Source organism: Desertivibrio insolitus (genome assembly GCF_017355965.1).
In the GTDB taxonomy this organism is placed as follows: domain Bacteria; phylum Actinomycetota; class Actinomycetes; order Actinomycetales; family Microbacteriaceae; genus JAFIQW01.
Map to the genome: position 1 here is coordinate 387,432 of NZ_JAFIQW010000002.1, position 24,875 is coordinate 412,306.

Consider the following 24,875-nt stretch of genomic DNA (forward strand, 5'->3'; position numbering starts at 1 on the left):
CCAGCGGCCCCGACTCATCACGAGGTTTCCAGGTGTCAACGAGCGCGTTCGCCCGTAGCCCGCTTCAGCGGGTCGTCTTCCCGTCCGATCACGATCCGGACATCGTGCCGCTTTACGTCGACGCGGATTTCTGGACGACGCTGCCGGTGCATCAGGAGCGCGAAGCGCTGGAGCACCAGCGCGGCTTCGTCTACTCCGATCCCGGTCAGGCGGTGGTCCGGATGTCGGATGTGAGCATGTTCAGCGCGATCCGCGGCGATCGGGGATTCCAGATCCCGCACCAGCGGAAGGTCTCGTTCGGAACGTACTTCAACGCGTTCCCGGCCTCGTACTGGCGCCATCACACCACCCTGGATGCGGTCGTGCTTCGCGTCACCACCCGCGGCAGTGGGCAGGTGCTGGTGTATCGCTCCAACGCGCGCGGTGTGATCCAGCGGATGGACACGGCCGACGTCAACGGTGAGCAGACCGTCGAGTTCTCTCTTCCGTTCACCTATTTCGGCGACGGGGGATGGCTCTGGTTCGACCTCGTCGCCGAGGACAGCGACTTCGCTCTCGTCGAAGCAGGCTGGTACGCGCCCGAGGGCGCGGAGCCCAACGGCGGCCGGCAGTCGACCGTCAGCATCGGGATCACCACTTACAACCGCGCGGAGTACTGCGTGCAGCTGCTCCGCGATCTCGCGAGCGTCGACGCGGTTCGCCAGTCGATCGACAAGGTGTACGTCGTCGATCAGGGCACCCAGAAGATCCGCGACGCAGCGGACTTCTCCGCAGCCGAGACGGAGTTGGGCGGCCGGCTGCAGCTGATCGAGCAGGCCAACCTCGGCGGCAGTGGCGGGTTCTCCCGGGCGATGTACGAGACGCTGCAGGCGGGCGTCTCCGATCACGTCCTGCTGCTCGACGACGACATCGCGATCGAGCCGGAGGGAGTCCTGCGGGCGCTCCGGTTCTCCGACTACGCGCTGCGACCGACCATCGTCGGCGGACACATGTTCGACATGTACGACAAGACGAAGTTGCACGCCTTCGGCGAGGGCATCGATTTCTTCAACTTCATGTGGGGGCCGAAAACGCCTCACCGTCACGACTTCGCTTCGTCCAACCTCCGGCAGACGCGCTGGCTGCACCGGCGTATCGACGTCGACTACAACGGCTGGTGGATGTGCCTGATCCCGGTCTCGGTCATCAGGAAGGTCGGGCTCTCGCTCCCCGTCTTCATCAAGTGGGACGACTCGGAGTTCGCGCTCAGAGCGGGCGATAAGGGTGTCCCGACCGTCTCGCTGCCCGGCGCCGCCGTATGGCACGTCTCCTGGGTCGACAAGGACGACTCCCAGGACTGGCAGGCGTTCTTCCACGCTCGGAACCGCCTGGTCGCCGCACTGCTGCACTCCCCGTTCGAGAAGGGAGGGCGTCTGACCCGTGACAACCTGGCCCTCGACGTGAAGCACCTGTTGTCGATGCAGTACTTCGCCGTCGCCGCTCGCCACGAGGCGTATCGCAACGTGCTCAGCGGCCCGCGACAGCTTCACGACGACATCCAGACCCGTCAGGGGGAGGTCCGCGAACTCGCCAAGCGGTTCCCGGAGACCCAGCTCATCAAGAGCAAGGTCGACCTGCCCGAGATCGTCGACGACGCGGAGACGCCGGATCCCAACGTGCTGCGACGTAACCCCCCTGGCAAGGTCTGGGCATTCCGCTGGTTGCTGCGCAACGTCCCGAAGCACTTCTTCAGCACTGCCCGCGCCAAGGACAAGCGGCCTCCGGAGGTGCATCTCGCCTTCGAGGAAGCGCGCTGGTGGGTGCTGCCTCTCTACGACAGCGCGTTGGTCACGAACGCCGAAGGATCTGCCGTCGCGTGGCACCGGCGCGACGGACGGCTGTTCCGGAAGATGCTCATCGAGAGCTTCCTGTTCCGTCGGCGGATCCGGCGCGAATGGGCCGAGCTCAGCAAGCGATACCGGGCCGCGCTGCCTGAGATCACCAGCCCGGACACCTGGGCCAAGACGTTGAAGCTCGACGACGAGTCGCGTTCGCGCTAGGCGCCTGCGGTCAGGCGCTGCCGCCACGACCATCGCTGCGAGCTCTTCACCGCGACGATGACCACCAGGAGCCAGCCGACCTCGACGAGGGCATAGCTCTCGGCGAGGGAGGTGGCGGCGACCAGGATGATCGCGAGCGCAGGCCAGACGTACACCACGCTGAGCTGTGTGGAGGCGAGCAGCCATGCACGCACGGTCGCCAGCGCCAGCAGGACGACGAGCAGCGCGACTCCCACGAGCCCGACCTGGAACCATGCGTCGACGTACGCGCTCAGGGCCGAATCGTTGAGGCGCCCTCCTTCACCTCGCAGCGCGGTGAACGGGAAGGACCGCCGCCAGTAGCCGATCCAGCCCCAGCCCTCGAGGTTGTTCAGGTCGGCGAGGAACTCGACGCGCCTCCAGAGCCCGAGCCTGTACTCCAACTCGCTCCCCGCGCTCAGCAGGTTCACGACGGCGTTGCGGGCGAGGAGGACGATCACGCCCGTGACCACCGCCGCTCCACCCAGGAACAGCTGAGCGGTCATCCGGCGCTCGTGAGGCAGGCGACGGATGCCGGCGAGCGCGACCACGGCCGCCGCGAGCAGGACGAGCACGGCGCCCGTCACGGGGGACCGGGAGAATCCCAGCATCAGGGCCGCGACCACGAGGGAAGCCACGGCCGTCGAGCGTTGTACCGACCGGGTCGCGAACTCGACCGAGAACGTGACCAGCGCGAGCAATGCCATGAAGCCGAGCAGATTGCGGGTCTCGAAGATGCCCTGGATCGGACCACCGGTGGCGATCGAGCCCTGGATGCCGAGGAACGGGATCGGGACGTCCAGCAGGACGCCGGAGAGGACCTCCAGGAACAGAGACAACCCCAGCGCGAGTCGCAGCACGTCGCCCACGGCTCGGAGGATCTGGATGACGTCGCGAACGAGTGCCACGTAGAGCCCGATGAACCCGACGGTGAGCTGGTAGAGGACGCCCAGGAGCGTGGCGCTGGTGTACTGACTCCATCCGATGCTCATCGTGCACCAGGCCACGAACGCGAGCAGGGAGATGGGCAGGAGGCCGTGCCACTCGATCTCGCTCCGCCTGGCCACGAGCGAGACGGCGGCGAGCACGACGGTCGTCGCCAGCATGGCGGCGAGACCGGGCCAACCGATGAGGTTCTCGATCAGGTGCGCGGCGACCACGACTCCGATGCCGGCGGTGGCGAGAGCCGCCGCGAGCCGCGGACTCCGCGCTGCCGAGAGGAGCCACTCTCGGACGTGGTGCGACCCCGACATCCCCACAGGCTAGCGAGCGCGCGTCGAGGTGGCGGGGATGCCGGCGGCGCTGTGCGCCGCCGGAGCGGCGCCCCAGGACCGGTAGCGCTCGAGCTTGGTCTTGACGGAGAATAGGACCAGCAGGAACCAGCCGTACTCCAGCAGCAGGCGACTCTCGGCGAGCGACTGGACCAGCAGTGCGACGAGCAGCAGCAGCGGCAGCAGGGCGACGACGGGGTAGGGGAGCGGGGTGCGGTCCGCGCGGTAGGTGCGGTCGATTGCGAGGAACCACGACCGCCCGAGCGTCGTCAGCACGAGGAGGCCGAAGAGCACCAGACCGACCACCCCGAGCTGGAACCAGACGTCGAGCCACGCGTTGTGCGCGTGCAGTTGCACGACGCCGTTGCGGATGACGAGGTCGTCGAACGGTTCGCGCCAGGGCACCCAGTAGCTGATCCAGCCCCAGCCGAAGGCCGGACGCTCCTCGGCGAGCCCGATCACCGTCGACCAGATGTCGACTCGGCCGGTCAGGTCCTCGGACTTGCCCACGAGGGCGAGGAGCCGGGTGTCGAGGGCGACCGCCGCCACCGCCGCGAGCGCGACGACGAGGGCCGCACCGCCGCCGATCAGCCGACGTTCGCGCGGGGTCTCGTACCGCCGGAACAGCAGCGCGAGCGTGAGCACGAGGCCGACGGCGAGCAGGATGACGTAGACGGTCGCGGACCTCGTCAGGGCGAGGGTCAGAACGGCGATCCCCAGCCAGATCGAGGCCTTGAGTCGCCGGAGTTGACCGGCGGCGAATTGGAGCGCGATCACGATGATCGTGAGCGCCGCGGCCCAGCCGAGCAGGCTGGCGTTTCCCACCAGACCCTGGATCCGTTCGCCCTCGAAGATGTTGTTGCGCGACCAGTACGTGACGACCGGCAGGTCCTCGATGGGAATGCCGCCGTAGTCGACCCAGAAGGGCAGGATCGGGCGGCGGATGACGATCGACACGACCAGCTCGAACGCGAGCGAGAGACCGAGGATGAACCGCAGCGCCCGACCGAGATGCCGAAGGATCTCGTCCCAGCCGTAGGTCAGGGCCACGGCGATCGCACCGACCGCCGTGATGACCTGGATGACCGTGGCGGCAAGCGTCTCCAGCCGGTACTCCGACCAGAGAAGCGTGAGCGCGCAATATCCGACGAACGCCAGCAGCGTGAGCGGCAGATTCTTCAGCCGCGGGCGATTCTCATCGCGGACGATGAGCCAGACCGCGACGCCGAGCAGCGCGAGGTGCAGAGCGGCGAAGCCGTACCAGCTGATCGTGTAGCGCACGGCGTCGCCGGCGAGCAGTGCGAACAGCATCACCGTCAGGTAGGCCGCGCGGAGGCCCTGACGATCGATCACCCCACAAGGCTAGGTGATCGTGCGGGTGCCGCCGTCCGTTACGATGCAGTGCCCCTCTTCGAGGGCCAAGGCCAGGGAGAGGCATGGTAGAAGCGCGCGCGGCGGACTTCGCGCCATCGAAGGAGCGACTCGTCGTCCTCGACGGTCTGCGCTTCGTCGGTGCTCTGCTCGTCGTGCTGTTCCACTTCGCGGGCAGGCCGTCTCCCGCCTGGGGCACGGACCCGTCGATCGTGTTCCCGACGCTCAGCGGGTTCGCTCAGTACGGAAGTCTCGGCGTCTACCTCTTCTTCATCATCAGCGGTTTCGTCATCCTGATGAGTCTCTTCGGTCGCACGGCAGCCGGATTCGCCGCGTCCCGTATCGGTCGGCTCTACCCCGCCTACTGGTTCGCGGTCGTGACCACGGGAGCCCTGCTTCTCGTGGACAGGGGCTTCAACACGGCCACCTCGAACGTGCGCCTGCCCGACGTCATCGTGAATCTGACCATGCTGCAGACCGCCTGGGGGGCGCCGCATGTCGACGGTGTCTACTGGACGCTCTGGGTCGAGCTGAAGTTCTACCTGCTGCTCGGGTTGTTGGCGCTCATCGGCGTGACGAGGAAGCGTGTGCTGCTGCTCTGCGCGTTCTGGCCCGTCGCCGGTGCTCTCGCCACCAGCACGGGGTTCGGTTTCCTGGGGGCGTTGCTGGAGCCGAACTTCGCGCCCTTCTTCGCGTTGGGCATGCTGATCTACCTGGTCTGGCAGGAGGGGTGGACCCCGGCCACGGTCCTGCTGATCCTGCTCAACTGGGCGTTCGCGATGCGCGTGGCGTACTCGTTCATCCTGCCGTGGAACATCGGCGTCGCCGACAACGCCCTGCCCTACCCGGTGGTCGCCGTCATCCTCACCCTCATGCTGCTGGCGGTGATGGCCGCGACGCTGACGCCTCTGTCCACCGTGCGCCTGCCGGGCCTCACCTTCGTCGGAGCGCTCGCGTATCCGCTGTACCTGATGCACGAGCTGTGGGGCTGGCGCCTGATCGCGGCGCTGTACCCGGCCCTGCCGGCGTACGCCGTACTCGCGTTCGCGATCACGGCGTCGCTGGTGGTGGCGTGGCTGATCTGGCGGTTCGTGGAGAAGCCTCTCGGACCTCGGCTGCGCGCGGCCGTCGAGCGCTCGCTCACCCGGGGCGAGGGTGCCCCCGTCATCCGCTAGACGAACGCCGCCTGTCCGGTGATCGCGCGGCCGACGATGAGCGTGTTCATCTCGCGGGTGCCCTCGTAGGAGTAGAGAGCCTCGGCGTCGGCGTGGAAGCGGGCGACGTCGTTGTCGAGCACGATGCCGTTGCCGCCCATCGCCTCGCGGGCCCACGCGACCGTCTCCCGCATCCGCGACGTCGTGAACGCCTTCGCGAGGGCGGAGTGTTCGTCGCGCTGGCGGCCCTCGTCGAGCATCCGGGACACCTGGGTCACCATGGCGATCGATGCGGTGATGTTGCCGAGGCACTTCACGAGCAGGTCCTGCACGAGCTGATGTCCGGCGATGGGCTTGCCGAACTGGATGCGCTTCCCGGCGTACTCCAGCGCCGCCTCGTACGCGCCCATCGCCGTACCGACCGCTGCCCAGGCGACCTCGGCGCGCGTCAGCCGCAGCACGGCGGCGGTGTCTCGGAACGAGTTCGCGTTCTGCAAGCGCAGCGACTCCGGTACGCGCACGTTCTCGAGGGTGATGTCGGCGTTCTGCACGATGCGCAGCGACTGCTTGTTCTCGATCTTGGTCGCGGTGTAGCCGGGCGTCGAGGTCGGCACGATGAACCCCTTGACCTGCCCGTCCTCGGCGCTCTTCGCCCAGATGATCGTGATGTCGCTGAAGGTCGCGTTGCCGATCCAGCGCTTAGACCCGTTCAGGATCCAATCGTCGCCGTCCCGCGTCGCGATCGTGCGCAGGCCCTGCGCGCTGTCGGATCCCGACAGCGGCTCCGTCAGCCCGAAGGCGCCGACGAGTTCTCCGGATGCCAGGCGGGGCAGCCATTCCGCACGCTGCTCGGACGAGCCGGTGACGCCGATGGCGCCCATCGCCAGGCCGTTCTGCACGCCGCAGAACGTGGCGACGCTCGGGTCGACTCGCGCGAGCTCGAGTGCAACCCAGCCGCGGAACACGGCGGAGTTCTCGAACGGCCGGACCTCCTCCCACGGCATGGCGAAGATCTCCAGGTCGGCGAGGCCCTTGACGATCCGGTGGGGGAACTCGGCGCGCGCCCAGTGGTCGTTGACGAGCGGCTTCACCTCGGTCTCGAGATACGCCCGCAGCCGGGCGAGCACGTCCTTCTCTCGGTCGCTCAGATCCGACTCGAAGCCGTAGAAGTCGCTGCCCAACTGTTGCAGCTCGATGAGGTCGGTGGAAAGGGCGTCGATCGCCATGCATCGCTCCGTTGCTCGCGGGAAACCGCGACGAGGCTAGGCACGCGGCATCCGTGCACCAAGCCGGTTGTACTTTGGTGCCAGCCAGGCTCGAGAACAGGACGTCATGTTTGTAGGCATCACCAACACGCCCAGGCCCTTCGACTGGGGCTCGCACACCGCGATCGCGGAGTTGCTCGGCAGACTGCCGAGCGGTGCGCCGGAGGCGGAGTTGTGGCTCGGTGCGCATCCCGGTTCACCCAGCGTGCTGCACGGTGGGGGAGACCTCGCGAGCTGGCTGGAGCAGCAGGGCGACGAAGCCCTCGGGTCCCATCCGCGTCTGCCCTTCCTGCTGAAGGTGCTGGCGGCGGAGTCGGCGCTCTCGCTGCAGGCGCATCCGAGCCCCGAGCAGGCGCGAGCGGGCTTCGAGCGCGAGAACGCGGCGGGCGTCCCGATCGACGCGCCCCACCGCAACTACAGGGACCCGTACGCGAAGCCCGAGCTGATCGTCGCGGTGAGCGACCGGTTCGAGGCGCTCGCCGGCTTCCGCGACACCGACGACACGCGGCTGATCCTCGATCACCTGCTCGAGGCGGATGCCGCATCGGCGGAGCCGCGCCCGCGGGAGCTGCAGGAGCTGCGCGACCGACTCGGCGACCTGCGGGATGCGTTCGCGTGGCTCGCCACCCGCGGGCCGGGCGTCACCGAACTCGTCGAGCGGGTGTCGGAGCTCGTGGTCGACATCACGGGCGGGCCGTACGCGCGGGAGTTCGAGACCGTGCGCGAGCTCGCGGCGAAGTACCCGGGCGACCCCGGGGTCGTCGGTTCGCTGCTGCTCAACCGGGTGACGCTCGCCCGGGGCGAGGCGCTCTACCTGCCCGCAGGCAACATCCACGCGTACCTGCACGGGCTCGGCATCGAACTCATGAGCGCGTCCGACAACGTGCTCCGTGGCGGCCTCACGCCCAAGCACGTCGATGTCGACGAACTGCTCGAGGTGCTCGACTTCCGCCCTCTGCCTGCGCCCTACCTCGAGCCCGAGATCCCGGCACCGGGCATCCGCGTCTTCCGGCCCGACGTGCCCGACTTCGTGCTGGCGCACATCTCGCTCGTGCCGGGCGGAGCGACCGACGCCGGGTACGAGTTGACCGGCCCCGCCATCGCTCTCTGTACCCACGGCACCGTCGAGCTCGAGGGCGCGACGTCGTCGCTCACTCTCGAGCGCGGCGACGCGGTGTTCATCACGCCGGATGAGGCTGCGCTCACCTTCGAGGGGGCCGGCACGGTGTATCTGGCGACGACCGGCGCCTGATAACGGGCGACGCCGGTCAGGTGCCGACGGTGGCGACGAACGCCTCGACGAGTGCGGGAGCCAACTGGGCCGGGTCGCTCCCGTCAGAGAGGAACATCGTCCACTCGATCCAGGTCGAATCGACGAGCACGTTCAGCTCGCAGAAGTCGGCACCGCAGTCCAGCAGGCTCAGCGTCGCGTGCTGGCCGTCCTGCAGCTGTATCGGCTCTCCCGTCGGACGAGCCTGCTGCCATGCCCACTCGCCGTCCGGGATCCAGGAGAGAGAAGCCGTCGCCGGCGTATCCATTCCGGAGTCGGCCGCGTATTGGCATCCGATCGCGGCCCGCCGTTCCGCCTCCAACTGGATCGCCCACGGGCCGTCCACCCACCCGGTGGAGACGAGCTCGCGGCCGTAGACCGCAGCGACCTGGGTGGGCGTGATGACGGCCTCGCAGGCCTCCGTCGAGTACGCAGCCGAGGGGTTGTCGGTCGACGGGCGCTGCCCCTCGGGTGCGGCCTCGAGGGCTTGCTCCGTCCGCGCCAGGTACTCCTCGACGACCGGACGAGACGAGGGCAGGGCGTTCGGTGTGCCCCACGCGAGATCCACGACGATCCAGGTGTCGCGCACGAGCCGTTGGATGCTGCAGCCGTACCTGTCACCGCAGTGCCAGTCGATCTCGGTCGCGCCTTCGATCGCCTCGGTCGCCCATCTCCAGCCTTGGGTGGAGTTCGGCAGCAGGGAGATCTCGAGGCCGACGTATCCGGCTTCGGAACGTTCGGCCTGCCCGTTCGTCCACGCACAATCCAGCCCGCCCAGCTGCCGGTAGTGATAGGAGGAGGGACCGTGCTTCCGCTTGCCCAGGTGCCCTTCGCGATCCGTGACGGCGGTCAGCTCGACCCCCACCCGCGACGAGAGCTCCGCGGGGTCGACGAGATCGGAGCACTCGAAACCCCAGTAGGGCGTCGGGCGGGTGGCGGTGGGCGGGGCCGTGGTCGCCGTGGGGACGGGGGTGGGACTGGCGGGAGCCGTCGTGGGAGGTGGGGTGGGCTCGGCGACGGGCGTGCTCGTGCAACCCGCGAGTGCCAGCATCGCGAGTACCGCGGCGGAGTGCGCGATCATGCGTCGTCGGTTCATGAGCCGCAGGCTACGAGTCAGGAGGGCCGCAGCCGGCCCACCTCCGCGGAACGTGATGCAGTCGTTGCGCGCGGCGCGTCCGGCGGCCGAAGCGGCGGCGTCGCTACGACGCGACCGCCGCCCGCGCCCCGAACGTCCGCCGATACGCGGTGGGGGTCGTGCCGAGCACGCGCACGAAGTGACTGCGCATGACCGCGGCCGTGCCGAAGCCCGCCCGCTGCGCGACGAGCTCGAGCGGCTCGTCGGTCGCCTCGAGCAGCTGCTGGGCGCGGATGAGCCGCTGACGGCCGAGCCAGGCGGCGGGGGTGGTGCCGGTCTCCGCGCGGAAGCGGCGGGCGAAGGTGCGGGGCGACATGAGCGCGCGTCGGGCGAGCTCGTCGACCGAGAGCTCGCGGTGCAGGTTCTCCGCCATCCATCGGGTCACCTCGGCGAGCGAGTCCGACCGGTGCTCCGGCATCGGCGTCTCGATGAACTGCGCCTGCCCGCCGTCGCGCTGCGGCGGCACGACCATCCGGCGCGCGATCACGTTCGCTGCGGCGGCGCCGTGCTCCCGGCGCACGAGGTGCAGCGCGGCGTCGATCCCGGCCGCGGTGCCGGCGGATGTCACGATGCGGCCGTCCTCGACGAAGAGCACGTCCGGGTCGACCTCGACCCGGGGGAAGAGCGCGGCGAGGGTGTCGGCGTGCATCCAGTGCGTCGTCGCGCGTCGGCCGTCGAGGAGCCCGGCCCGGGCGAGCACGAACGCGCCGGTGCAGACCGAGAGGATCCAGGCCCCGCGGGCATGCGCGCGGCGCAGGAACTCGAAGTAACGGGGGTCGATCTCGGCGGCGCTCGCCGTGTGCGCCGGCACGGCGATGAGGTCCGCCTCCTCGGCCGCGTCGAGCCCCTCGTCGACGACGATGTCGAAGCCGAGGCTCATGGGGACGCGGCCCGGGTCCGCCGTGACGACGCGGAAGTCCCAGCTCGGTCCGCCGCTGTCGGTCCGGTCGATGCCGAACACCTCGCAGATGACACCGAACTCGAACGGCGCGGTGTTGGGAATCGCGAGCAGAGCGACGGAGTGGATCACGGGGGGCCTCCCGGCGAGTGGCAGAAGAACGACGATGTCCGGCAATCCTGCCACTCGTGGCATTCTCGAGCCAGTCGTAGCTTTCCTGCCATGGACATCTTCATCATCGTTCTCGGAGTCCTCGTGGTCGCGGGCATCGCGGCCACCGTGAAGGACCTGCTGCTCGACGGGTACCGGCCGCGGCCGCTCGACCCCGATCGCCTCCGCCTCCTCGACCGGAAGCCCGCGAGGAGGGAGGCGAGGAAGGCGCCGCGGGCGCGCCGCTCGCTGAGGCTTCCCGCCCCGCGTCATCCGCGCTCGCTAGGCTGAAACACCGTGGCATGGTTGGTGACCGGCGGGGCCGGATATATCGGGGCGCACGTCGTCAAGGCATTCGAAGAGGCGGGCATCGCAGCCGTCGCCCTCGACAACCTCGCGAGCGGACGTGAGGGCTTCGTGGGCCCGAAGACCCCGCTCGTGCGCGCCAGCATCCTCGACCGCGATGCGGTCGAGCGCGCGGTCACCGAGCACGGCGTCACCGGTGTCGTGCACCTCGCCGGCTTCAAGTACGCGGGGGTCTCCGTGCAGAAGCCGCTCCACACGTACGACCAGAACGTCACCGGTACCGTCCGTCTGCTCGAGGCGATGGCGGCGACGGGGGTCGACAAGATCGTCTTCTCCTCCTCGGCCGCCGTCTACGGCACGCCCGACGTCGACCTCGTCGTCGAGGACACGCCGAAGAACCCGCAGTCGCCGTACGGCGAGTCGAAGCTCATCGGCGAGTGGCTGCTGCGCGACCAGGCCGTGGCCACCGGGCTGAAGCACACGTCGCTGCGCTACTTCAACGTCGTCGGCTCCGGCGACCCGTCGATCTACGACACCAGCCCGCACAACCTGTTCCCGCTGGTCTTCGACGCCCTCGTCGAGGGGCGCACTCCCAAAATCAACGGCGACGACTACCCGACTCCGGATGGCACCAACGTGCGCGACTATCTGCACGTGTCCGATCTCGCGCTCGCTCACGTCGAGGCGGCGCGGCTGCTCGAGGCGGGCGAGGAGCTCGAGGTCGCCTACAACCTCGGCAGCGGCGACGGCGTGTCCGTGCGCGAGATCATGACGGCCGTCGCTCGCGTGACGGGCATCGACTTCGAGCCGGAGATCGGGCCGCGCCGCGCCGGTGACCCCGCCCGCATCGTCGCGAGCGGCGATCTCGCCGCGCGTGACCTCGGCTGGCAGATGCGGCACTCGCTCGAGGACATGGTGCGCTCCGCCTGGGACGCGCGCCGTCGCGCGGCCTGACTCTCGTGGCGGGCTCCCAGCCCGCGCGTGGTCGAATGTAAAAACCAGGTTTCAACACGCCGCGTCCGGCCACCCGAAGGCCGTCGCTCACCCTCATCCGATCGGTGCTCCGGCGAGCCTCGCCAGAGCACCGAGATCCGCGGAAGCAGCGGCGTGTCGGCCGATGCGAGGCATCGGCGGATGCCTTGCGCCCTCTGCAAATTCCCCCCAAAGGGGTGACACGCCGCGCGCGGCTAACCCTGCAGCACCGGTTGAGGTCGTATGGTTCCGCGGCTTGACTAGCCCCTGATTACACCGGTGTAATTACACAAGTGCTTGCGCCAGCCGCGCGGGCGTTGAGGGGAGAGTGTGCTAATGGCTATCACGGAGCTTCGTGCCGGTGTGCCCGACGACTGGTTCGTCGACCCGGTCCGTCTGGGAGTGCCCGGCGTTCGTCGCCCGGCCCAGGACGACGACGACAACCCGCTGGCGTGGCAGGCCGACTCCCTGTGCGCGCAGACGGACCCCGAGGCCTTCTTCCCCGAGAAGGGCGGGTCGACCCGCGAGGCCAAGAAGATCTGCGGTTCGTGCGAGGTGCGCGCGCAGTGCCTCGAGTACGCGCTCGAGAACGACGAGCGTTTCGGCATCTGGGGTGGACTGTCGGAGCGCGAGCGTCGCAAGCTCCGCAAGCGCACGGCGTAATAACGCCGAAAGGCTTTGAGCGGCTCGCCGCGGTCCTCTCGGGGACCGCGGCGAGCGGCGCTTAAGGTGCAGGCGATGCATCCGAGAGTCACTGCGATCCTCGTCGCCTCCACCGGGGCGGGGGTACTTCCGGCGACGCTCGACGCGCTCGCCGCTCTGACCCACGCTCCCGATCGCGTCGTCGCCGTCGACGTCGCGTCGAAGGATGCCACGCGGGCCCTGCTCGAGCGGGCCAACCCCGGTCACGTCGTCTCCCTGCGGCACGAACTCGGGTTCGGCGAAGCGGTCATGCACGGCGTGCGCTCCCTCGACGACCCCGCCTCCGACGCGGAGTGGGTGTGGCTGCTGGGGCACGACAACGCGCCGGAGCCCGGCGCTCTCCGCGCGCTGCTCGCCGCGGTCGAGCGGGCGCCCTCCGTCGGCGTCGCGGGACCTAAGCTCGTGCATGCCGCGCGCCGCGACACGATCGCCTCGTTCGGGCAGACCCTCACCCGCCTCGGCGCGACGGTACAACTGGTCGACGACGAACTCGACCAGGCGCAGCACGACGAGCAGCACGACGTGCTCGGCGTGAGCGCGCAGGGCATGCTGATCCGGCGTGACCTGCTCGAGCGGCTCGGCTTCGACCCGGCCCTCCCTCACCTCGACGCCGGGCTCGATCTCGCCGTGCGGGCGCGGCTCGCGGGCGTGCGGGTGGTCACGGTGCCCGACGCACGCGTCGTGACGAGCGGTTCCCCCGAGACCTTCGGACGCGGCCACGTCACGCCGGCACGTCGGCGTCGCTTCGTCCGCACCGCGGGGCTGCACCGTCGCCTGGTCTACGCGCCGTGGTGGGCCGCGCCGCTGCATTGGCTGAGCCTCCTGCCGCTCGCGATGGTGCGCAGCGTCTGGCACCTGCTCCGCAAGCGACCCGGTGCCGTGCCCGGGGAGTTCGTCGCCGCCCTCGTCGCGATGGCCCGCATCGGCGCCGTCGTGTCGGCGCGCACGCGGCTGCGACGTGGTCGCCGGCTCGGCTGGAAGGCGATCGCCCCGCTCCGGATGAGCCCCGCGGAGGTGCGGGAACGACGCGCGCAGCACCGCGAGGCGGCCGTGGCGTCGATCGCGGTCGAGCACGAGGAGCTGAACCCGGCGACCTTCGTCGCCTCCGGGGGGCTCTGGACCGTGCTCGGTCTTACGGCGCTCTCACTCGTGCTGCTGCACCCGTTCGTCGGTGCGGAGGCCGCCTCCGGAGGAGGCCTGCTGCCGCTGGCGCACGAGGTGAGCGAACTCTGGCGCAACCTCTACTCGGGCTGGCGCGACCTCGGCGCGGGCTTCACGGGGGCCGCCGATCCGTTCGCATGGGTGCTCGCCGCGCTGGGGACCCTGACCTTCTGGCAGCCCTCCCTCTCGGTCGTGCTCCTCGTGCTCGCGGCGATCCCGCTCGCCGGCCTCACCGCCTGGTTCGCGGTGCGCGACGTCACCGTCCACCGGGCGTGGGTGCCGGCCGTCGGCGCCGTCGTCTGGGCGCTCGCGCCGATGTTCCTCACCTCCCTCTCGGACGGTCGGCTCGGCGCGGTGCTCGCTCACGTGCTGCTGCCGGTCTTCGCGCTCGCGCTGCTGCGGGCACCCCGCTCCTGGCCCGCCGCCGCCTCCGCCGGGCTGCTCCTCGCCGTCATCGGAGCGGGAGTACCGGCGCTCGTCCCGCCGCTCGCGCTGGCGGTGCTCGTCCGGGCCGCGCTGCACGTGCGGCGCCTGGTGCGGGTGCTGGCGGTGCTGCTGCCCGTGCTCGCCCTGTATGCGCCGCTAGCGGTGGAGCAGACCTCCCGCGGGACCCCGCTCGGGCTGCTCGCGGATCCCGGCGCCCCCGCGGCGCTCGCGCCCGCGACCCCGTGGCAGCTCGCCCTCGGCTTCCCCGAACGCGGGGTGAGCGGCTGGTACGACCTGCTCGCCAACTTCGACGTCGCCGCGTGGACACCCGCGGTGGTCGCCGTCACGGTCGCGCCCGTGGCGCTTCTCGCTCTCGCCTCGCTCGCGACGGGACCGGTGCGGCGGGCGGTGCCCGCACTCGCCGTCGCGCTCGTCGGCTTCGCCACGGCGGTCGTCGCGTCGACCCTCGCGGTCGCGGTCGACGGCGCCGAGGCGCTGCCGCTCTGGACGGGCGGCCCCCTCTCGCTCTACTGGCTCGGCCTGGTCGGCGCCGCGGCCCTCGCGCTCGACGGCATCCGCGTGCCCAGCGCCCTCGGCACCGTCGCCGCCGTGGGCTCAGCGCTCGCGATCGCGCCCGTGGCCCTCGCCGCCGTCACCGGCGCCGCGCTCGTGCAGCCCTCGAACCCGCGACTGCTGCCGCCCTACGTCGTCGCGGCGGACGAGGCGACGCCCGGCCGGTCGACCCTCGTGCTGCAGCCCGACGGCGCCGGCCTCGCCGCCCGGCTCGAGGTGGGCGACGGCTCCACCCTCGACGACCAGTCGACGCTCGCCTACACCGCGACCGGCACCTCGGAGGACGGGCGCCGGCTCGCCGTGCTCGCCGGCAACCTGGCGAGCGAGAGCGGCTACGACCCGAGCGCCGACCTCGACGAGTACGCGCTGAGCTTCGTGCTGCTCACCCCCGGCGACACCGCGGAGGAGCAGGCGATCGCGCAGCGCGTGTCGGACGCGCTCGACGGCAACGCGCGCGTGACCCCCGTCGGACAGACGGTGCGCGGCCTCCTCTGGCGCTTCCCCCAGGCGACGGATGCCGCGATCGCCGCCGCCGCCCCGTCGACGCTCTCCGTCGGCGTGGCCTCCGCCCAGGCCGCGGTGCTGCTCGTGAGCGCCCTGCTCGCCGTGCCGACGTCGCGGCGCCGGGTGCGCAGGATCAAGCCCGAACCGCTGGCCCCCGCGCAGACCTTCGAGGTTGAGGACGATGACTGACCCCAGGACCCGCCGCCGCCACGCGCTCCGCGTCGCCGCCATCAGCGCCGCGCTCGTGCTGGCGGGCGGCGCCGTCGCCGGGGCGTCCTTCGCGCCGCTTCCCGAATACAGCGTCACCGCCGACGGCATCCTCGTCGAGCCCGTCGCGACGACGCAGCAGCGCGCCTGCCCGGGGCCGATGCTGACGGTCGGCGCCGACGGTGCCGTCTCGAGCAGCGGGACCCCCGCGACGCTCTTCGCCGCGACGTCCGGCGAGGTCACGAACGGCTCGCTCAGCGCGACGCAGAACTCCACCGGCACTCTGCCGGCCGTCGGCGCCCTCGCACCGGTCGACGCCGCCTCGCAACTCGCGGGCAGCCAGACCGAGACGCTGACCGGCGAGGAGCAGGCCGGCCTCGCCGTGGCAGCGTGCCAGGAAGGGTCGGGCGACGCCTGGCTCGTCGGCGGCGCGACGACCACCGGACGCACGACCGTGCTCACGCTGGCCAACCCGTCGCAGGTGCCCGCCACGGTCGACCTCGACCTCTACGGCGAGGGCGGCCCGATCACCGCGCCGGGCACGGAAGGCATTTCGGTCGCGGCCGGCAGTCAGCGGGTGCTCTCGCTCGCGGGCTTCGCCCCCGACGTGGTCTCACCCGTCGTGCACGTCTCCAGTCGCGGCGGCTCCGTCGTCGCCGACCTGCAGCAGACCACCGTCCGGACCCTCGAGGCCGGGGGAGTGGACCTCATCGGGCCCTCGGCGCCTCCTGCCACCGACGCGGTGATCCCCGGCGTCGTGCTCGGGCAGGTCGCCGCCGTCGAGAACCGGCTCGGCGAGGAGGGCTACGGCGACCTCGCGCCCACGCTGCGGCTGCTCGCCACCGGCGGGCAGCCGACGACCGTCTCGGTCACCGTCGTGCCGGAGGACCCGAACCTGGCCGGCGCCGTGTTCGACGTCCCGCTCGAGGCCGGGGTCGTCTTCGACCTCCCCGTCGAGGGGCTGGCCGAGGGCGCCTACGCGATCGAGCTCACGGCCGACACTCCCTTCGTCGCCGCGATGCGGGTCGCCACCGCCGACGACGCCGGCGTCAACGACTTCGCCTGGTCGACCACGACCGAGACGCTGGGCGACACGACGCTCGCCGTCCTCGCACCGGGCGAGGGTGCGGCGCTCCGCCTCGCGAATCCGGCGGACGTTCCCGCGACCGTGACCGTGGCCGCTCCCGGCGGTACGAGCAGCGTCGAGGTCCCGGCGGGCGGTGCCGTCGGCGTTCCCGTCGAGGCATCCGCGGCCTACACCCTGACGGGAACCGAGGGCCTGCACGCCGCGGCCTCATACGGCACGCCCGCCAAGGCCGGATGGCTCGCGCTCGGCCGTCCCGCGCCGGGCTCGTCGCCGATCACCGTGTACCCGGTGCCGCGCTGACGCACGCCCGCGACGCTCGGCGTCAGAAGTGGCGGTAGCGCTCCGGCGCTATGTCCCACGGGTCGCGGCCGAGCAGTTCGGCGACGGCCCGGAACACGCAGCTCTCGATCAGCGAGCGGCGATGCCACTCGTCGTTCTTGTGCAGGTGGGCCATCCGCTCGATCGGCAGCCGGTACAGCACGACGCGGCGCTCGGCACGCGACACCGCCCAGCGGTCGACTCCGGCGCGCCCCACGGTGCGCGGCACCCCGGCGACCTCGAAGCGCACGCCCTCGAGCTCGTCCGGCCACAGGTCGCGCACGTAGTCCACGGCCGACGCGACGGTCTGGTCGAACAGGTCGAGCCTGGTCCTCAGCAGCGGAAGGTGGGGTCCGGCGACGGACCCGCGGATGCCTCTGCCGTGCCGGTCACGGGACTTCAGACGGGCACTCGAGCGACGCGATCCCGATCTGGGCATGTTGCAATCGTAATCGCCGGGGCGGCACGTATCGTTGAGCCCTGATGTCCCCACGTCCGTGCAGCAAGGTCTCCTGCCAGGAGCAGGCGACGGTGACGCTCACCTACGTGTACGCCGACTCGATGGTCGTGCTGGGGCCGCTCAGCCAGCATCCCGAGCCGCACAGCTACGACCTGTGCGCGCGCCACTCCGAGCGACTCTCCGCCCCGCAGGGCTGGCAGGTCGTGCGGCACGCGGTGCTCGGCGATGTAGGTTTTGCGTCGTGACTTCGCAGACCATCGACCTCACCGCGTTCATCAAGGCCTACGACGTGCGGGGCCTCGTCGGATCCCAGATGACCCCCGAGGTCGTCGAGGCCCTCGCCGCGGGCTTCGTCGACGAGGTCGGCGCCGCCGGACGCGACGTGGTCGTGGGTCACGACATGCGCGACTCGTCCCCGGAGTTCAAGGACGCCTTCGCCTCGGGCGCGCGCAAGCGCGGCGCGAACGTCGTCTCGATCGGCCTCTGCTCGACCGACATGACCTACTTCGCGTCGGGCCGGCTGGACGCCCCGGCCGCGATGTTCACCGCGAGCCACAACCCCGCGACCTACAACGGAATCAAGTTCAGCCGTGCGGGCGCCCAGGGCATCAGCCTTTCCACCGGCCTCGGCGGCATCCGTGACCGCGCCCAGGAGTTCCTCGCCTCCGGCATCCCCGTCGCCGAGCAGCAGGGCGGCTACCGCGAGCTCGACCTGCTCGCGGAGTACGCGGGCTACCTGCGCTCGCTCGTCGACCTCTCCGGCATCCGTCCCCTCCGCGTCGTCGTCGACGCCGGCAACGGGATGAGCGGCAAGACGGTGCCCGCCGTGCTCGGCACGGCCGCCGGCCTGCCTGAGCTGCCGATCGAGATCATCCCGCTCTACTTCGAGCTCGACGGCACGTTCCCGAACCACGAGGCGAACCCGCTCGACCCGAAGAATATCGTCGACCTGCAGAAGGCCGTCGTCGAGCACCGTGCCGACCTCGGGCTCGCCTTCGACGGCGACGCCGACCGCTGCTTCCTCGTCGACGAGCGCGGGGAGGCCGTGAGCGCCTCGGCGATCGCCGCGATCGTCGCCAAGCGCGAGATCGACCGCGTGCGCGCGGCCCAGCCCGACGGCGAGATCGTGGTCATCCACAACCTGCTCACGTCGCGCTTCGTGCCCGAGACCATCGAGCGGTCTGGCGCGCAGCCGCTGCGCTCCCGCGTCGGGCACTCGTACATCAAGGACGAGATGGCGGCGAGCGGCGCGATCTTCGGCGGCGAGCACTCGGCGCACTACTACTTCCGCGACTTCTGGGGCGCCGACAACGGCATGCTCGCCGCGATGCACGTGCTCGCGGAGTTCGGCTCGCAGGAGCGCCCGCTCTCGGCGCTCTCCGACGCGGTCAGCCCCTACACGCTGAGCGGCGAGATCAACTCGACCGTCGAGGACATCCCGGCCGTCTACGCCCGCATCGTCGACCGGTTCTCCGGCCGCGGCGACTTCGACGAGCTCGACGGCCTCACCGTCACCGGCCCCGTGTCGACGGATGCCGACTGGTGGTGGTTCAACGTCCGCCCGTCGAACACCGAGCCGCTGCTCCGGCTCAACGTCGAGGCGTCGAGCCCGGCCGAGATGGAGCGGGTGCGCGACGAGGTGCTCGCGCTCATCCGCGCTTGAGTCGTTCCGTGAGCTGAAGGGCAGCCCGACGCGGAGCCGGTAACAGGGCGCCCTCGGATGCGAGAATTGCACACATGACCCTCGCGCCCCAGACATCCGTGCTGCCCTTCAAGGTGCGGGACCTCTCGCTCGCCGAGGCCGGACGCCACCAGATCCGCCTCGCCGAGAACGAGATGCCCGGACTCATGGCCCTCCGTGAGGAGTTCGGCCCGACGCAGCCGCTGAAGGGCGCGCGTGTCGCCGGCAGCCTGCACATGACGGTGCAGACCGCCGTGCTGATCGAGACCCTCGTCGCCCTCGGCGCCCAGGTGCGCTGGGCGAGCTGCAACATCTTCTCCACCCAGGACGAGGCCGCCGCGGCGATCGCCGTCGGCCCGACCGGCACCCCGGACGCCCCCGCGGGCGTGCCGGTGTTCGCCTGGAAGGGCGAAACTCTCGAGGAGTACTGGTGGTGCGCCGACCGCATCTTCGACTGGTCCGCGGAGGCCGCCGCTGCCGGTGAGGACTGGGACGGCCCGAACATGATCCTCGACGACGGTGGCGACGCCACCCTGCTCGTGCACAAGGGTCGCGAGTTCGAGGCGCAGGGCTTCGTGCCCGAGGCATCCGAGGGCGACAGCGGCGAGTACCGCATCGTGCTCGACCTGCTGCGCCGCTCCCTCGCGGCCGACCCCACCCGCTGGACCCGCGTCGGCGACGGCATCATGGGCGTCACCGAGGAGACCACGACGGGCGTCCACCGCCTGTACGAGCTCACCGCCAAGGGCGATCTGCTCTTCCCCGCCATCAACGTCAACGACTCCGTCACCAAGTCGAAGTTCGACAACAAGTACGGCATCCGGCACTCGCTGCCCGACGGCCTCAACCGTGCCACGGACGTGCTGATCGGCGGCAAGGTGGCGTTCGTCGCGGGCTACGGCGACGTCGGCAAGGGCGCCGCCGAGGCGCTGCGCGGCCAGGGAGCCCGCGTGATCGTCAGCGAGGTCGACCCGATCAACGCGCTGCAGGCCGCGATGGACGGCTTCCAGGTGGCGAAGCTCGAGAGCGTGATCGACCAGATCGACATCCTCATCACCGGCACCGGCAACACGCGCGTCGTGACCATCGATCACCTGCTGGGACTCAAGCACCTCGCGATCGTCGGCAACGTCGGCCACTTCGACGACGAGATCGACATGGCGGCGCTCGAGTCGCTCGAGGGCGCCGAGAAGGTCGAGATCAAGCCGCAGGTGCACGAGTGGCGGCTGCCCACCGGCCGCAGCATCCTCGTGCTCAGCGAGGGTCGCCTGATGAACCTCGGCAACGCGACCGGTCACCCGTCGTTCGTGATGTCCGCGTCGTTCTCGAACCAGGTGCTCGCGCAGCTCGAGTTGTACGTCGACGGCGCCAAGTACGAGAACCGGGTCTACGTGCTGCCGAAGAAGCTCGACGAGAAGGTGGCGCGCCTGCACATCGGCGCGCTCGGCGTCGAGCTCACGCAGCTCACCGAGGAGCAGGCCGCATACATCGGCGTGGACCCGGAGGGGCCGTACAAGGTGGACCACTACCGCTACTGAGCGCAGAGCCGCGCCGCCCGGTCAGGGCGGCGGCCGACGGTGCCGCGGGGCCGACGCCTCGCGGCATCCGTCGTTCCGGGCCGTGGTCTAGCGGTCGGGGAAGCCCCGGCGCGTGCCCTCGAGCACGGGGGAGAGCAGCTGCAGCCGCGTGCGCTCGCCCTCGAGGGCCGCGTACTCGCGGCCGCGGCGCACCGCCGACACCGCGACGAGGAACGCCTCGGGGTGGGCCTGCGGCACGGGGGAGACGAAGGCGGACGCCTCGTTCGCGAGCTCGCGCGCGAGCCGGTCCCGCGTCGAGGGCGACAGCTTCGGCGCCTGAGACAGGAACTGGCTGATGCGGCGGGAGAGCGCGTCGGGCATCCGGGCGACGTCCGCCAGCCGCGCCCAGTCGGTGAGCTCGGGTGGCACGTCGAGCGCGGGCGGCGGCAGCTTCGCGACCCGCTCGTACTGGCTGTAGGTGCCGGCGAGGAGGTCGCCGAGGCGCTTGGAGCGTCCGTTGAGCATCGCCGTGATCGCGGCGATGCCGCCGAAGGACATGAAGACCTCGATGACGCCGACGAGGCCGCGGATGAAGGCGTGCCGGAAGCCGATCGCCCCGCCGTCGTCGCGCACGACGCGGGCGCCGATCGCGTACTTGCCGATGGACTTGCCCTTCGTGGCGGTCTCGATCGTCACCGGCAGCACGACGATGCAGAGCACGAGCGAGGCGATCGCGACGGCGGCGGCGGAGGCGTTGTCGAGGAACTGCGAGAACAGCGGCGAGAACGCGATCAGCACGATCCCGATGTAGAGCACGACGACGCACAGAAAGTCGATGGCCGCGCCCGCGGCGCGGAGCATGAATCCGGCCGGACGGAGGTCGAGGGCGACCGCCTCACCGGTGATGAGTTCGCGCTCGTGGTCGGCGTAGGCGAGCGAGGACTGCTCCACCTGGGCCATGGGAGTATTACAGCAGATGGATCTCGACGCGTTCGCCCGGGCCCACCAGGACGAGTGGGACGAGCTCGCGCGCCTCGGCCGCAAGCGCCGACTCGAGGGCTCCGAGCCCGACCGCCTCATCGAGCGGTACCAGGCGGGCGCCGCCGATCTCTCGGCCATTCGCACGAGCGCCGGGCAGTCGATCCAGGGCGACCGGCTCTCCCTCGCGCTCTCCAGGGCCCGGCTGCGCTTCACCGGCGCGAGCTCGAACGTGCTGCAGCAGCTGCCGCGGTTCTTCCTCGCCCAGCTGCCGGCCGCGCTGTACCGCATCCGCTGGCTCACGCTCGCGGTGACCGTCGCGACGATCGTCATCGCCGTGCTGTGGGGCTACTGGGCCTACCGCGACCCGGCGGTGCTCGCGACGTTCGGCGACGAGGAGTTCCGGCGGCAGTTCGTCGAGGAGGACTTCGTCGCCTACTACTCGGAGAACCCGCCGTCGTCGTTCACGGGCCAGGTGTGGACGAACAACGCGTGGCTCGCGGCGCAGTGCATCGCCTTCGGCGTGCTCGGCGTGTTCGTGCCGTACCTGCTGTACAACAACGCGCTCAACATCGGGATGTCGGGCGGGCTGATGTTCGCCTACGACCGCGGCGACATCTTCTTCCTCTACATCCTTCCCCACGGCCAGCTCGAGCTGTACTCGATCTTCGTCGCCGGAGCGGCGGGGCTCCGCATCTTCTGGGCGTGGATCGCGCCGGGACCGCGCACCCGCCTGGAGTCGCTCGCGACCGAGTCCCGGGCGATCTTCACGGTCGTCGTCGGCCTCATCCTCGCCCTGCTCGTCTCCGGCGTGGTCGAGGGCTTCGTGACAGGCTCCGCGCTGCCGTTCTGGATCAAGATCCCCATCGGCACGATCGCGCTCGTGGCGTTCCTCGTCTACCAGTGGGTTGTCGGCCGCCGGGCGTACCGCGCGGGGCAGACCGGCGACCTCGACGAGTTCGAGGCGGGGGCGCGGCGGCTCACCGCGGGCTGAGCCGCGAGGCATCCGCGGAGTGCGCAGTTCTCGCCGACTGACGCAGTAGTTGCTGCCCATCCCGGTGAGAAGTGCGCGGCGTGGCGCCGCGGCGGCAACGAACGCCGGCACCGGATGCCTCAGAGCCGCCCGGCCGCCTTCAGCGCGATGTAGCGGTCGGCGAGCGCGGGCGGCAGGTCGGCCGGCGCGCCCGTGACGACCTCCGCCCCGAGCTGGCGGAGCGCCGCCGAGACGCGGGCGGTGTCGAGCAGCGCGCGCTCCGCGGCGGCGGCGCGGTACACCTCCGCGCGGTCGCGGCGCTGCTTCGTCGCCTCGAGCACGGCCGGATCGGTGACGGATGCCACGACGACCGTGTGCGTGCGGGTGAGCTGTCCCATGATCGACAGCAGCCCCCGGGAGGCGCCCGGGGCGTCGATCGCCGTCAGCAGCACGACGAGCGCGTGGCGCGAGGTGATCTCGCGGACGAGCGCGGGCACGGCCGACCAGTCGGTCTCGAGCAGCTCGGGCTCGACCGGCGCCATCGTGTCGACGAGACGGGAGAGCAGCTCGGCGCCGACGGCGCCCTGCACGCGTCCGCGCACCCGGCGGTCCCACATCGCGAAGTCGACGCGGTCGCCGGCGCGGGAGGCGAGGGCCGAGAGCAGCAGCGCGGCCTCGAACCCGGTGTCGATGCGCGGCTCGTCGGCGATGCGGGCGGCGGCGGTGCGGCCGGTGTCCTGGATGATCACGACGCGGCGGTCGCGCTCGGGGCGCCAGGTGCGCACGACGAGGGTCGGACCCGCGGCATCCGGGGCGGTGCGGCGGGCCGTCGCCCGCCAGTCGATCGAGCGCACGTCGTCGCCGCGCACGTACTCGCGCAGCGAGTCGAACTCCGTGCCCTGACCGCGCACCATGACGGCGGTGCGGCCGTCGAGCTCGCGCAGGCGGGCGAGCCGGGAGGGCAGGTGCCGGCGGGCGTGGAACGGCGGCAGCACGCGGATCGCGGCGGGCGCGTCGATCGTCGCCTGGCGCGCGGCGAGGCGGAGCGGCCCGAAGGAGCGCACGGTGACGTGCATCGCCCGCCGCTCGCCGCGGCGGAACGGCGTGAGGGGGATCGTGACCGCGCGCCGCTCCCCGGCGGGCAGATCGACGCGGGCGCGGGCGGTCGCGGCGCCGGCGGAGGGCTGCCACCCGTCGCGCACGATCCCGCGGATCGTCCGCGTGCCCCGGTTGGTGAGCAGCAGCGTCGACTCGACGGTCTCGCCGAGCCGCACGCGCGTGGGCAGCTGCCGCTCGATCCCGACCCGGCGCGGCGACCCCGCGAGCGCGAGGTCGACCGCGCCGAGCACGACGCACAGCGCGAGCCAGGCGAAGAACACGAGGGGTTCGCCCGTCGCGACGATCGGCACGACGCCGAGCGCGACGAGGAGGACGAACCAGCCCGAGACTGTCACTAGATCGGCACCCGCACCTGCTGGAGGATCGACGTGAGGATCGTGTCGGCGGAGACGCCCTCGAGCTCCGCCTCGGGGCGCAGCGCGAGGCGGTGGCGGAGCACCGGCAGGGCCATCGCCTGCACGTGGTCCGGCGTGATCGCGTCGAGCCCGTTGAGCCACGCCCACGCCTTCGACGCGGCGAGGAGCGCGGTCGTGCCGCGGGGGCTGACCCCGAGCCGCACCGAGGGGCTCTCGCGGGTCGCGCGGGCGAGGTCGACGATGTAGGCGAGCACGTCGGGGGAGGCGCCGACCCGCACGACCTCGGCCTGGGCGGCCTGCAGCTCCGCGGGTCCGAGCACGGGCGTGACTCCCGCGGCGTCGAGGTTGCGGGGGTTGAAGCCGCCCGCGTGCCGGTACAGCACCTGGAACTCGGTGTCGCGGTCGGGCACCTGCAGCACGAGCTTCAGCAGGAAGCGGTCGAGCTGTGCCTCCGGCAGCGTGTAGGTGCCCTCGTACTCGATCGGGTTCTGCGTCGCCGCGACGAGGAACGGCGACGGCAGCGGACGGGTCTGCCCGTCGGCCGTGACCTGCCGCTCCTCCATCGCCTCGAGCAGCGACGACTGCGTCTTCGGGGGCGTGCGGTTGATCTCGTCGGCCAGCAGCAGGTTCGTGAAGACCGGGCCCTCGCGGAACTCGAACTCGCCGAGCTTCGCGTCGTAGACCACCGAGCCCGTCACATCGCCGGGCATGAGATCGGGGGTGAACTGCACGCGCTTCGTGTCGAGGCTCAGGGTGCGGCTGAGCGTGCGCACGAGCAGCGTCTTGGCGACGCCGGGCACGCCCTCGAGCAGCACGTGCCCCTGGGCGAGCAGCGCGATCAGCAGGCCGGTCACCGCGCCGTCCTGCCCGACCACGGACTTCGCCACCTCGGTCCGCACACGCCCGAAGGCCTGTCTCAGCTCGCTCATCGCATCGTTCCCTTTCGTGTTGTCCGCATCCGGAT

At 71.0% G+C, this 24,875-nt stretch carries 21 protein-coding genes; 12 read left to right on the top strand and 9 right to left on the bottom strand.

What is annotated here, in order from left to right; all coding sequences use genetic code 11:
* The first annotated feature begins 32 nt into the window (after positions 1-32).
* Positions 33-2,039, top strand: a complete 2,007-nt coding sequence (locus JUB10_RS05760) for a glycosyltransferase (RefSeq protein WP_207454709.1) — start codon at positions 33-35, stop codon at positions 2,037-2,039.
* On the opposite strand, the gene JUB10_RS05765 is transcribed toward JUB10_RS05760, so the two are convergent.
* Positions 2,036-3,310: an exopolysaccharide production protein gene (locus tag JUB10_RS05765; protein ID WP_207454710.1), complete on the bottom strand. Its 1,275-nt coding sequence runs from the start codon at positions 3,308-3,310 to the stop codon at positions 2,036-2,038. The genes JUB10_RS05760 and JUB10_RS05765 overlap by 4 nt on opposite strands.
* A gap of 9 nt (positions 3,311-3,319) precedes the next feature.
* Entirely contained in the window at positions 3,320-4,681 is a 1,362-nt protein-coding gene (locus JUB10_RS05770) for an O-antigen ligase family protein (protein WP_207454711.1), read from the bottom strand.
* 83 nt (positions 4,682-4,764) lie between these two features.
* On the opposite strand from JUB10_RS05770, the gene JUB10_RS05775 reads away from it, so the two are divergent.
* Entirely contained in the window at positions 4,765-5,874 is a 1,110-nt protein-coding gene (locus JUB10_RS05775) for an acyltransferase family protein (protein WP_207454712.1), read from the top strand.
* On the opposite strand, the gene JUB10_RS05780 is transcribed toward JUB10_RS05775, so the two are convergent.
* Positions 5,871-7,079, bottom strand: a complete 1,209-nt coding sequence (locus tag JUB10_RS05780) for an acyl-CoA dehydrogenase family protein (RefSeq protein ID WP_207454713.1) — start codon at positions 7,077-7,079, stop codon at positions 5,871-5,873. The genes JUB10_RS05775 and JUB10_RS05780 overlap by 4 nt on opposite strands.
* Positions 7,080-7,185: 106 nt before the next feature.
* Here JUB10_RS05780 and manA point away from each other — a divergent pair, with 106 nt between their 5' ends.
* On the top strand, positions 7,186-8,370 hold the full coding sequence (manA, locus tag JUB10_RS05785; protein ID WP_207454714.1) for a mannose-6-phosphate isomerase, class I: 1,185 nt from the start codon (positions 7,186-7,188) through the stop codon (positions 8,368-8,370).
* Between the two features lie 16 nt (positions 8,371-8,386).
* Here manA and JUB10_RS05790 read toward each other — a convergent pair whose 3' ends face one another.
* On the bottom strand, positions 8,387-9,484 hold the full coding sequence (locus JUB10_RS05790) for a hypothetical protein (RefSeq protein WP_207454715.1): 1,098 nt from the start codon (positions 9,482-9,484) through the stop codon (positions 8,387-8,389).
* A gap of 103 nt (positions 9,485-9,587) precedes the next feature.
* Entirely contained in the window at positions 9,588-10,553 is a 966-nt protein-coding gene (locus JUB10_RS05795; protein WP_374191690.1) for a GlxA family transcriptional regulator, read from the bottom strand.
* 90 nt (positions 10,554-10,643) lie between these two features.
* Between JUB10_RS05795 and JUB10_RS05800 the strand changes: the two genes are divergently transcribed.
* From JUB10_RS05800 to JUB10_RS05820, 5 genes are all read left to right on the top strand, one after another.
* A complete protein-coding gene (locus tag JUB10_RS05800; protein WP_207454717.1) occupies positions 10,644-10,862 on the top strand; it encodes a hypothetical protein in 219 nt (72 codons plus the stop codon).
* A gap of 6 nt (positions 10,863-10,868) precedes the next feature.
* Entirely contained in the window at positions 10,869-11,831 is a 963-nt protein-coding gene (gene galE, locus JUB10_RS05805) for a UDP-glucose 4-epimerase GalE (RefSeq protein ID WP_207454718.1), read from the top strand.
* A 354-nt stretch (positions 11,832-12,185) separates the two neighbouring features.
* Positions 12,186-12,512 (top strand): WhiB family transcriptional regulator, encoded by a 327-nt coding sequence (locus JUB10_RS05810; RefSeq protein ID WP_207454719.1) that lies wholly within the window; start codon positions 12,186-12,188, stop codon positions 12,510-12,512.
* 75 nt (positions 12,513-12,587) lie between these two features.
* Positions 12,588-15,404: a glycosyltransferase family 2 protein gene (locus JUB10_RS05815; RefSeq protein WP_207454720.1), complete on the top strand. Its 2,817-nt coding sequence runs from the start codon at positions 12,588-12,590 to the stop codon at positions 15,402-15,404.
* Entirely contained in the window at positions 15,397-16,809 is a 1,413-nt protein-coding gene (locus JUB10_RS05820; protein WP_207454721.1) for a DUF5719 family protein, read from the top strand. The genes JUB10_RS05815 and JUB10_RS05820 overlap by 8 nt, the downstream gene beginning before the upstream one ends.
* 22 nt (positions 16,810-16,831) lie before the next feature.
* Here JUB10_RS05820 and JUB10_RS05825 read toward each other — a convergent pair whose 3' ends face one another.
* Positions 16,832-17,266, bottom strand: coding sequence for a metallopeptidase family protein (locus JUB10_RS05825; protein WP_207454722.1), 435 nt, complete (start codon positions 17,264-17,266; stop codon positions 16,832-16,834).
* A 44-nt stretch (positions 17,267-17,310) separates the two neighbouring features.
* On the opposite strand from JUB10_RS05825, the gene JUB10_RS05830 reads away from it, so the two are divergent.
* From JUB10_RS05830 to ahcY, 3 genes are all read left to right on the top strand, one after another.
* Positions 17,311-17,532, top strand: coding sequence for a DUF3499 family protein (locus JUB10_RS05830; RefSeq protein ID WP_207454723.1), 222 nt, complete (start codon positions 17,311-17,313; stop codon positions 17,530-17,532).
* Entirely contained in the window at positions 17,529-18,950 is a 1,422-nt protein-coding gene (locus JUB10_RS05835; RefSeq protein WP_207454724.1) for a phosphomannomutase/phosphoglucomutase, read from the top strand. Before JUB10_RS05830 ends, JUB10_RS05835 begins: the two co-directional genes overlap by 4 nt.
* A gap of 74 nt (positions 18,951-19,024) precedes the next feature.
* Positions 19,025-20,506 (top strand): adenosylhomocysteinase, encoded by a 1,482-nt coding sequence (ahcY, locus tag JUB10_RS05840; RefSeq protein WP_207454725.1) that lies wholly within the window; start codon positions 19,025-19,027, stop codon positions 20,504-20,506.
* 87 nt (positions 20,507-20,593) lie between these two features.
* On the opposite strand, the gene JUB10_RS05845 is transcribed toward ahcY, so the two are convergent.
* Positions 20,594-21,445 (bottom strand): RDD family protein, encoded by an 852-nt coding sequence (locus tag JUB10_RS05845; RefSeq protein WP_207454726.1) that lies wholly within the window; start codon positions 21,443-21,445, stop codon positions 20,594-20,596.
* A 16-nt stretch (positions 21,446-21,461) separates the two neighbouring features.
* Between JUB10_RS05845 and JUB10_RS05850 the strand changes: the two genes are divergently transcribed.
* On the top strand, positions 21,462-22,457 hold the full coding sequence (locus JUB10_RS05850) for a stage II sporulation protein M (RefSeq protein ID WP_207454727.1): 996 nt from the start codon (positions 21,462-21,464) through the stop codon (positions 22,455-22,457).
* A 119-nt stretch (positions 22,458-22,576) separates the two neighbouring features.
* Here the strand turns inward: JUB10_RS05850 and JUB10_RS05855 are convergent, their stop codons facing one another.
* Positions 22,577-23,890 carry a DUF58 domain-containing protein gene (locus tag JUB10_RS05855; protein ID WP_207454728.1) on the bottom strand — a complete coding sequence of 438 codons (1,314 nt, stop codon included), beginning with the start codon at positions 23,888-23,890 and terminating at the stop codon, positions 22,577-22,579.
* Positions 23,890-24,840: an AAA family ATPase gene (locus JUB10_RS05860; protein ID WP_207454729.1), complete on the bottom strand. Its 951-nt coding sequence runs from the start codon at positions 24,838-24,840 to the stop codon at positions 23,890-23,892. Before JUB10_RS05860 ends, JUB10_RS05855 begins: the two co-directional genes overlap by 1 nt.
* Positions 24,841-24,875: the final 35 nt, after the last annotated feature.